Consider the following 10,002-nt stretch of genomic DNA (forward strand, 5'->3'; position numbering starts at 1 on the left):
TTGATAAAATTTACAATATAAAGGTAGCGAAGTCAAGCGTAATTTTGCACATCGAACTCGGCTTATGATTTGCTTGCACGATTCGGTCTTAGCACAGCAGACCCAAACGCGATCATAACGGCGGCAAATAGGAGCAGGATAAGAAGCTGCAAGCTGATATCGCTGATGCTGCCTCCGCCCCCTAAACGGTCAACCGCTTGAATGGCCCATTTTTGCGGCGTGAAATTAGCGAGCTTTTGCATAAAATCAGGCAGGATGGATATAGGGAAAAAGCAGCCGCTGATCATGCAGGTCGGTGTAATGATAAGGTTGTTGATTTGGGACAGCTGCGCGCTGTTGCGTATAAGCCCCGCTACCGCTGATGCAAGGCCAACGGCTGCCAGCAAGAAAAACTCCAGTACAAGCAGCATCGACCCAAACGTAATGCCCGGCGAGTATTCGAATACAAAATACAATAAGCTGAGCACAATGACTAGCTGCATGGTGCCTACGAGCATGCTTCCCAAAAAATTGCCGAAGGCAATATCAATAGCACGGAGCGGAGCGGTAAACATTCTCGCCATCGTTCGCTGCTCTCTATCTTCCAGGACTAAGCCGATCGATTGACTGACAAGCATCATAACGAACATGAGCATTAGACCGATCATCATCGGATTGGAAACGATTTTGCCCAGCTTCATGCTGACATTATCGGAAATAACCTTTGGCGACGCCTGTGCATCAAGCAGCGCGGTTAGCTTCGTCAAATCTGCTTCTCCAGCCCCTTTTACAAGACCTACAGAGGATGAAAGCTTGCTCGCTTCCGTCTCCAGTAAGGTTGCAAGCGAAGCATTCCATAATTGCACATTCATCCGGTACAAAATCGCCTCAGATTGGCTGCCTTCGAGCAGCTTGGCTGAATAATCCGATGGGATATAGATAGCAGCATCTGCTTTTCCGTCAACGACCATATCCTTAAGATCCTGTTCCGTCAGCTTTGGCTCCAAATGAATCTCATAGAGGCTCTCCTGATGAACCGAGGAAGCTAGATAGCTGCCAAGTTCGCCAGCGTCCTTATTGCTAATGGCAATAACCGCTTTTCCACCCTCTAGGTTAGCAAACAGCCCTGCCATAATGGAAAGAAAGATCGCAGGTATCAACACACTCATAATTAGCCCGTGGCGGGAACCCATTGTTCTGCGTATTAGCTGTGCAGCGATATGAAAGCTAGGCATGCTGCTTCACCACCTTTGGCAGTCTGATGACTGCAATAATTGTACACACAAGTGCAATAATGCCAAGCATTCCGATTCCGTTCCAAACCACAGCCGTATCCGTGCCGCTCATAAGAGCCCGCAGACTCACGTTAGCCCAATGATTGATCGTCAGTTTACTGGCCCCGCCTACCACCTTCTCGATACCGGTCATCATGCCGCCGCTGAGAAAGGTCATGGTGAAAACAATAATGGTAAACAAGGTTTGCGTTGTTTTTCTAGTACGGGCAAACGAAGCAATCGTAAGGGCAAGACCTACTCCCGCGACAGTGGTAAGCAAACAAATCAATGTAATGGAGCCAAAGCGGCTGCCCCACTCCACGCCATATACATAGCTGGTGAATGCTACGATAACGGCTGCTTGCAGTGCAGCAAGCATGACAGCTCCAACGATGATGCCAAATACGATCGCTCTAAACGAGCCCGGTATCGCATACATGCGCTGCAGCGTACCGCTCTCTCTCTGGTTCAGCAAAGCAAGTGCTGCTGACATGCCGCTATATAGCAGGAACATGATTAAGTAAGCAGCTGCATAGTATTGGATCGCAGACGTCTCGCCAAATATTTGACTGTCTCCAGAACCCAGATTATAAGCAGCAATAGGGCTCTTGTTAGCTTCAGCTTGGCTGTCCGCCCACACGTTTGCTGCGGCAAGCTCAGGTCCGAGCGTCTCTATCGCCGCTAAGCGTAAATTCACATTCGACAAGTAACGATTTACGACCGCATCCGCAGCTATATTTTTCTCTTCGTAGCGTCCTGAGTATGTCAGCCATTTCGTAGTTTCACCAGCAATCAATTGCTCAGAATAATTTGATGGAATAAATACACCGTAATCGGCAATCCCCTCTCGCACAAAGTCCTTAACCTCTTTCTCCGACCCCGCCTTAAGCACTTTAATGTAAGGCGCAATCGCTTTATCTTTCCAGAACGAATCAATGCTTGCTCTCATTTCACCCTGATCCGCTGTAAACACCGCCACCTTCGCTGGCTTAATCTCCGTATCAAAGGCGCTTCCAAGCAGCAATATCAGCAATAATGGCAATCCAATTAATAGAATAAGAACGGAACGCATCCGGCTATATTTGATCAGCTCATAATAAGCAGTCGTCCACCACACTCGCATTGTCAGCACCCCCTACTCGTCACGCAATGTGCGCCCGGTCATTTGCAGAAAGAGCGATTCGAGATTGGGCTCTTCCCTTGTCAGCTTGCGAAGATTGATTCCATGCTTCTGGATAATAAACAATAGATCCTGCAAGATGGAAGACGACTCCTTCACCGACACTTCGAGCGTCAAGCCATCGTCATGCTCATTCAACTGCTCTACGCCAGGGTGTTCCACAATCTCAGTCAGCGCGTTGCTCGATTTCTGATCTATTTCAAAAATGAGCTTCTCCCCTTGTCCTGCTTGACGCTTTAATTCATCCTTCGTACCGCATGCGATAAGCTTGCCTTGATCTAGAATGCCGATTCTCGTGCAAATCGTCTCAACTTCTTCCATATAATGGCTTGTGTAAATGACGGTTGAGCCTAGCTTGTTCAACACTCTTACCGATTCCAAAATATGATTCCTCGACTGCGGGTCAATGCCGACAGTCGGCTCATCCATAATAATGAGCTTTGGCCGGTGCATAATGGCGCAGGCGATGTTGAGCCGTCTCTTCATGCCGCCCGAGAACGTTGAAGGCTTATCCTTGGCACGCTCAAGCAGCCCAACGAATTGCAGCGCTTCGTCAACACGGTCGCGCAGGAGCGACCCTCTTAAGCCATACAATTTTGCAAAAAAAGTAACATTCTCTCTCGCCGTCAACGTTTCGTAAATGGCAAGCTCCTGCGGAACTAGACCAATCCGTTTCTTCACCTCAAGCGGCTGCTTTCGGATCGAGAAGCCATCCACCAAAATGTCGCCGCCGCTTGGCTCAAGCAAGCCCGACAGCATGTGGATAGATGTGCTCTTGCCGGCGCCGTTTGGTCCAAGCAGGCCAAAGATTTCTCCTTCGCCGATATTAAAAGTAAGATGGTTTACCGTTAATGTCGTATCGTATTTTTTGACAACCTCGCGAAATGTGACTAGACTCATGATTTGCTCATCCTCTCGGTTTGTTTCTGATAAACCAATCATACTCGAAGACAATCGCAGATACAGGTCTATTAAGTCACCTTCTGAAGGTGACAAAAGTCATCTCGTGCATATTGCGCTGCCGCCAGCATGAAAGTTGGATGAAAAGCTGCTTTCGTTATCGTTCGTTCCTGCAACATTATGCTATAATGAAGCAAATTCAGCTGCGGGAGCTTTTCGACATGAATATATGGCTATACCGGATTCGGATTTTGCTCGTAGCGATCCCTCCTATTATTAGCATCGTTAATGTAGACGCAGGCTCATATGCCATATACACGACCTTTGTGCTGCTTGCCCTGCTCCTGATTAAAGCCGGCTCCTTGTTTCCGAAAGCCGTCCATTTGCTGCTGCTGACGGAGTTTTTCGGCTTTGCTTGTTTTTCCTACACGTACGGCGGAGTATTGTTTCTATTGCTCTTCTCCACCCTTATTGCGACATTCCGCAGCAGGCCTGCACCCATGACGTGCATTTTCTGGGCAGCAATTGGATTATTGACATTGCTGTCAGGCCTGCATGGCAGAGATAATGAGATTATTTTTGCCGTAGCTGTACTCTGGGTCACGACGGCTGCTATTCTCTATGCGTCAAATGAGTTTGAGGAAAAGCGTCACCAAATAGAAGATTTATATGAGGCGTTGGCCGCCAGTCACGTGGAGCTTGACGCTGCTAGACGGAGAATGCAGGATTATGCCTCGCAGGTGGAGCATAATGCGCAGATTGAAGAGCGGAATCGCATCGCCAAAGATATTCATGACGACCTTGGTCACCGGCTTATTCGAGTTAAAATGATGTCTGAAGCCGCTCTGCATTTGTTTGATGCGGATCCAAACCGAGCAAAAGCCACTCTAACGCAAATTCGCGACCAGCTTCAGGACAGCATGGAGCTCATGCGCCGCACGGTGCGAAGGCTAGCAGCTGATGGAGAAAAAGATGCCAGGCGCTATTCGCTGGATCGTCTCGTGGAAGAATCGGCAGAGGCTTTGGGAATAGCCGTCAGCTTCCAAATAACAGGGAACCCAAGGCCGCTTTATCCGAGCATGGAGCTTATTTTGTTCAAAAATGCACAAGAAGCGATTACAAATGCGGTTCGACATGGAAAAGCAACAGCCGTTGATGTTGTTCTCAGCTTCTTGGAGACTAGCGTCGCACTTACGATAGCGAATAATGGCTGCCTGCCAAGCCAGCCGATAGAGGCAGGTCTTGGCATGAAGGGCATGAAGGAGCGGATAGCGCTGATCGGGGGCAGGCTGGAGTGGGAGAATTCAGATCGATTCTCGGTTACGACAACGCTTCCGCTCCTTGGCGGTTAACGATAATGAAGATACTGCTCGCTTAGAAATGGAGATGTTCGAGCTTATGATTCAAGTGCTGGTAGTGGATGATGATCCTTTTATTCGAGAGAGCATGAAAGTTATATTGGATTTGGATAGTGACTTGCAGGTTGCCGGCGTATGCGCAAACGGACAGGAAGCAGCAGCGTTTGTCCGCCAGCATCCAGTTGACGTGGTCCTCATGGACATTCGGATGCCTGTCTGCGACGGCGTGGAGGGCACAAAGCTGCTGCGAGCACTTGAGCATCCCCCTGCTGTCCTCATCCTGACGACCTTCGACGATGATGAATATATCGCGCAAGCCATTCGCAACGGTGCGAACGGCTATCTGCTCAAAAATGTCCCGCCAAGCCGCATCATCAGCGGCATTAAGACGGTGCATGAGGGCTCTGTGCTCATTCACCCCGAAATTGCGCGCAAGCTTGCTGGCATGCTCGAGTCGCCTCGCAATGATACAAATAAACTCTTGACGATCAGCGGGCTCACGCCGGCAGAAAGCCAAATCGTCAGCCTCATTGCGGATGGCCAATCAAACAAAGAAATTGCCGCCTCCTTGTTTTTGAGCGAAGGCACCGTCAAAAATTATATAACCGAAATCTTAAATAAGCTTGAGCTCCGCGACCGTACGCAAATCGCCATCTTTTATTTAAAATTATTGCATCAATGATTCTTGTTAACCGAAGGAGATTATAACGATGACTACACAGACTGCTGCTGCAGCTTCTGCTTCTACTACTCTTGCTGGCTTCACGCAGGCTGACTTTGATGTTTTTGGACTCGAGGGTCTCGAAGAAAGAATGGCCGCTATTCAAAATCAAATTCAACCCAAATTCCGTGCGCTCGGGGAGCAGCTCAGCGTAGATACGGCCGTTCATGCCGGCAATGAAATGTATCTGCATGTCGCAAGGCATGCTCGCCGCAAAGTAAACCCGCCGAAGGATACTTGGCTCGCGATTTGCAGCAATAAACGCGGCTACAAGGCTCATCCGCATTTTCAGCTTGGCTTGTTCGATGATCATTTATTTATATGGCTTGCGCTTATTTATGAGGTACCGAACAAAGCCAACATTGCGAAGGCCTTCTTGAAGCAGATCGACGACGTAATCGCAACCGTTCCTAAGCATTATGTGCTCTCATTGGATCATATGAAGAAGGATTCTATCGCGATCAGCGGTATGTCGAAGCAGGACTGGAAAGACGCGCTTGTCCGCTTCCGTGACGTGCAGAAGGCTGAGCTGCTAATCGGTCTTCATGTGCAGGCGGATGATCCGATCCTTCAAGACGGCGATGCGCTGCTGGCGCTAGCTTCCTCCACCTATGATACGCTCATGCCGCTCTACCGCATGGCGAACTTATAAAAAAAAGGCTGTACCCTAAGGTCGATTTCGACCTCAGCGGTACAGCCTTTTCTGTTTAATCCAGCAGTGCTGCTACGGCTTCCGCTTGCGCGGAAGCTGCGCCAGCGCGCCGTTGTTTCCGCGAGGTGCGGAAGAATAGCAGCTCATACACGCATGGAACGATGATCAGCGTAAGCAGCGTTGCTGCGGTCAAGCCCCCGATTACGACGATAGCTAAGCTTTGGGATACGATGCTTCCCGATTCATGCGAACCGAATAAGAGTGGCAGCATTGCAGATACCGTCGCTACCGCCGTCATGACGATCGGACGCATCCTCGTCGTGGCCGCTTCGATCAGCGCTTCGCGAATCGACATCGTCTGCTCGTTTTGCTTCACGCGATCAATCAATACGATCGCATTCGTGACGACGATTCCGATCAGCATCAGCGCTCCGAACATCGCCGTGAAATCCGGCGTTACGCCCGAGACGAGCAAGCCCGTTACGGCACCGATGGCTGCAAGCGGCAGTGAAATCATAATCGCAAGTGGCGCGCGAAGCGTTTTGAAGGTCATCACCATAATCAGATACACGATACCGATGGAAATAAGCGCTGTTAATCCGAGGTCTGCAAAATCTCTCGATTGTTCGGCTGATGCTCCGCCTATCATAAGCGTTACGCCCTTCGGCAGCTTAATCTCCTTCGTCGCTTTGTTGATTTTATCACCAACAACCGAAAGCTCCTTAGGGTCAGCGTTAGCTGTTACTCGGATATAAGTCTTTCCTTCTTTATGGTAGTAAAGCGCGGGCTCCTCGGTGCGTACCAATTCCGCAACCTTCGATATAGGAGTGGCGCCTGTTTCCGTCATCACAGTCAACTGCTCAAGCTCAGCCTTTGAATCTGGATTCAATGCCGGCTGCAAAATTACAGGCGTATCGTTATCCTCTATTCGAATCATGCCAATCGGCACCGGGTTAAGCATGCCTTGCAGCTGCATCGCCAACTCTTGACCTTTCGCAAGCGAAGGATCGACATGGAAGGAGAAAACCGATTTCTTCTCCTCTTGATTGCTGACTACCTTTTGTACGCCATCAATCGGCTTAATAGCTGCGATAAGCTGTTGTGCGGCTTGAGCAAGCTGCTCAGAATCGTCGCCAGTCACGTCAATATTGATTTGCGGCTGTTTGCCTCCCATTATTAAATCGGTAGCATTAACCGTTAACGTTGCCTCTTTATATTGATCCTTTTGTGAATTTACGTTATCTATAAACAGCTCAGCGTCGACGTTATCCTTCAGGTCAATCAAATAAGTAATGAGCGTAGGCGATGAAACAGACCCGTTTTTGGCCGCGTCGGCGCTATTGCCAAGCACCATCAAAACCCATTCGATATCTTTATTGCCTGTCAAATAGGATTCAAACTTCTTGCCGGCAGCGAGCATTTTATCTGCTGACGTTTCGCTCGGATATTGCAGCGTTACTCTAACGTTCTCGGCGCTGGAGGTGTCAAGAGCTCCTTTAGGCATTGATATGTAAGCACCAATCGAGCCGGCTAACAGCAGTACAGCGATAATTAACGGTACTAATTTATGGGCAAGATTCCAGCGAATGAAAGCTGCGAATTTGGGAGAACCCGCATGCTCCTTCTCCTTCGTTCCGCGCAGCAAGAGCGCGCTTAGAATCGGTACGACGGTCAACGCTACTAAGAGTGAGGCTATCAGCGAGTAAGCAACCGTAAGCGCGAATGGCAGCAGGAATGCTTGCAGCGAGCCGCGCAGAAGGCCCATCGGTAAAAATACCGCAACCGTTACGAGTGTTGATGAAGTAATGGCGGAAGCTACTTCCTTCGTTGCATCCGTTATGAGCTTAACGGAGAAGGATTCCTTTTGCAGCCTTCTAAAAATGTTCTCAATGACTACGATACTATCGTCCACTAGTCGGCCAACCGCTACCGCTACGCCGCCAAGCGTAATGATGTTAAGCGATACGCCAGAGAGCTGCAGCAAATAAAGCGTAATGCCAAGCGAAAGCGGGATCGAGACGATTGTCACGATCGTCGCTTTAAAATTGCGCATGAATATCAATATAACGATCGTTGCAAACAAAGCGCCAAGCAGCACTTCACGCATCATACTGTTAACGGAAGTGACGACCGAGTCGGATGTGCTTAAAATAATAGAAGCATTAATTCCATTGATATCAGCGTTTAGCTGCTCTACAGTTTTCTCGATTCCTTGACCGACAGTAACTGCATTCGCATCGGCAGATTTAGAGATGGTGAACATTACCGCATCCTTGCCGTTCATCCGGCTGATGCTTTGTTGTTCCTTGGCAAGCTCAACAGTCGCCACGTCTCCAAGCTTTACGCCGGCAGCGACGGGGAGCTTGCGCAGCGTTTCCACATCCGTCACATGATCATATACATTTAGATTGCTGGCTGCTCCGTCCAATGTACGCTCACCGATAGATACCGAAGTCCCTCTGCCCTGCAGAACGCCCATTAGCGCTTGTACTGGAATACCCGCATCAGCAAGCTTATCCGTTAGCGGTACAACATGCACTGACGGCGACGATTTGCCGCTTATGCTGACCTGTCCCGCACCTTCAGACTTCTGAAGCGCCATCGACACCTCTTTAAGCTTTGCTTCCTTTTCTTGTTCGCTCATTCCCTCTTCAAAGGTTAACGTTACCCAAGCGAGAGGAATCATGGAAGTATTGAATTGAACGACGAAAGGCTTCATCACATTTGCAGGCAGCGGTACCTGATCCACTATCCGTTCAATTTCCGCCTTCGCTTCCTTCATATTCGTTTTTGAATCAAAATTCAAATTAACTTGAGCGTATCCGTCACCTGAAGTCGAGAGCATATCAGTCTTCCCTTTCACGAACGCTACGGCCTCCTCCAGAGGGTTCGTAACCATCTGCTCCATCGACTTCGCGTCACTGCCCGGTCCAATAACGGTAATCATGACCTGAGGATTGTCTGATGCCGGCAAAAACTCCATCGGCAGCCTGAAATAGCTGATAACCCCCATCGCTAATGCCATAATGACGATCAGTATCATGGCCGCCTTATTCCGGAACGACCATTCTGTCAATCTATTCATTTGTTCCCGACTCCTTTTCCCTTTACGGTTATCTTTTGTTTTGACATTACTAATCATAGTGGGAAAGTCTGGTCAGCAAAAACGTCCAGAGAAGGGAATTGTTTCTCGCCCTAAGTCGTAAACCGTCTACGACTGCAGACCGATTGCCAGCTTAATTTCAGAAAAATGATTTTCGCGCAAAAGGGGTTTGCCGCATCTTCAACAAGTGAAATCGCGCAGCGGGCAGGTGTAGCCGAGGGGACGATTTTCCGCCATTACAAGACCAAAAAGGATTTGTTGTTCTCAATCGTTGCACACGTAATGGCTAAGCTTGTCGCCCCTTTCGTGCTCCGCGAATTCTACAATGTGCTCGATAGCAGCTACGACAGCTTGGATCACTCACAGCCTCTTCCCTTATGAGCTATGTGCTTTTTCGCACCTTCGCCAGTGCCCGCAAAGATAGCGGCTGGGATGACGAGAAGGAACGGGAGCGACCACCACCTTTATTTTGAAAGGTCTCGCTCCTTAATTTGAATAGAAGATGCTGTACCAAAGCCTTATCATGGTTTCTTTCGTCCACCGTTGAAGTACGGATCATAAGAAAGCTAATGCTCCAACTCTACTTTCAAGTTGTGGTTGGAGGCTTTTTTGGTTGATATTTGTCTTATTCTTTTTTACTTTTATTGTAAGATAAAGAGTGGACTGCAGTTCCGCTATTTTAGCGTTATGACCATTTAGGCGCATTATGCGTACAGGAGATCCGTCCCTCTGGTATTATGGGTTTTTCTCACGTATGCTCACTCATTCGCAGGATTTCAAATCACTTAGAGTTGGTGATGAAGTTGGAGCTACAGGGGAACTCGCCCCAAAGGGG

Annotated in this window: 7 protein-coding genes and 1 pseudogene; 4 read left to right on the forward strand and 4 right to left on the reverse strand. The window is 48.8% G+C overall.

All coding sequences use genetic code 11. The annotated features are described in order from the left end of the window. Nucleotides 1-62: 62 nt before the first annotated feature. The 3 genes from AC2TDN_RS24455 to AC2TDN_RS24465 are packed head-to-tail and all read right to left on the reverse strand — an operon-like array spanning nt 63 to nt 3,333. Nucleotides 63-1,214, reverse strand: coding sequence for an ABC transporter permease (locus tag AC2TDN_RS24455; RefSeq protein WP_484690487.1), 1,152 nt, complete (start codon nt 1,212-1,214; stop codon nt 63-65). Beyond that, nucleotides 1,207-2,376, reverse strand: coding sequence for an ABC transporter permease (locus AC2TDN_RS24460; RefSeq protein WP_484690488.1), 1,170 nt, complete (start codon nt 2,374-2,376; stop codon nt 1,207-1,209). Before AC2TDN_RS24460 ends, AC2TDN_RS24455 begins: the two co-directional genes overlap by 8 nt. A gap of 12 nt (nt 2,377-2,388) precedes the next feature. Further along, nucleotides 2,389-3,333 (reverse strand): ABC transporter ATP-binding protein, encoded by a 945-nt coding sequence (locus AC2TDN_RS24465; RefSeq protein ID WP_482066855.1) that lies wholly within the window; start codon nt 3,331-3,333, stop codon nt 2,389-2,391. Nucleotides 3,334-3,554: 221 nt separating this feature from the next. On the opposite strand from AC2TDN_RS24465, the gene AC2TDN_RS24470 reads away from it, so the two are divergent. From AC2TDN_RS24470 to AC2TDN_RS24480, 3 genes are read left to right on the forward strand one after another with little or no spacing between them, the layout of a single operon-like run. Beyond that, nucleotides 3,555-4,685: a sensor histidine kinase gene (locus tag AC2TDN_RS24470; RefSeq protein ID WP_484690489.1), complete on the forward strand. Its 1,131-nt coding sequence runs from the start codon at nt 3,555-3,557 to the stop codon at nt 4,683-4,685. 46 nt (nt 4,686-4,731) lie between these two features. After that, complete coding sequence (locus tag AC2TDN_RS24475) at nt 4,732-5,373, forward strand: response regulator transcription factor (protein ID WP_484690490.1); 642 nt, start codon at nt 4,732-4,734, stop codon at nt 5,371-5,373. A gap of 28 nt (nt 5,374-5,401) precedes the next feature. Continuing rightward, nucleotides 5,402-6,064 (forward strand): DUF1054 domain-containing protein, encoded by a 663-nt coding sequence (locus AC2TDN_RS24480; protein WP_484690491.1) that lies wholly within the window; start codon nt 5,402-5,404, stop codon nt 6,062-6,064. Between the two features lie 55 nt (nt 6,065-6,119). Here AC2TDN_RS24480 and AC2TDN_RS24485 read toward each other — a convergent pair whose 3' ends face one another. Then, nucleotides 6,120-9,149, reverse strand: coding sequence for an efflux RND transporter permease subunit (locus AC2TDN_RS24485; RefSeq protein WP_484690492.1), 3,030 nt, complete (start codon nt 9,147-9,149; stop codon nt 6,120-6,122). 168 nt (nt 9,150-9,317) lie between these two features. On the opposite strand from AC2TDN_RS24485, the pseudogene AC2TDN_RS24490 reads away from it, so the two are divergent. Then, a pseudogene (locus AC2TDN_RS24490) lies at nt 9,318-9,524 on the forward strand (TetR/AcrR family transcriptional regulator); the annotation flags it as partial. Between the last annotated feature and the right edge of the window lie 478 nt (nt 9,525-10,002).

Source organism: Paenibacillus sp. Y660 (assembly GCF_057221575.1).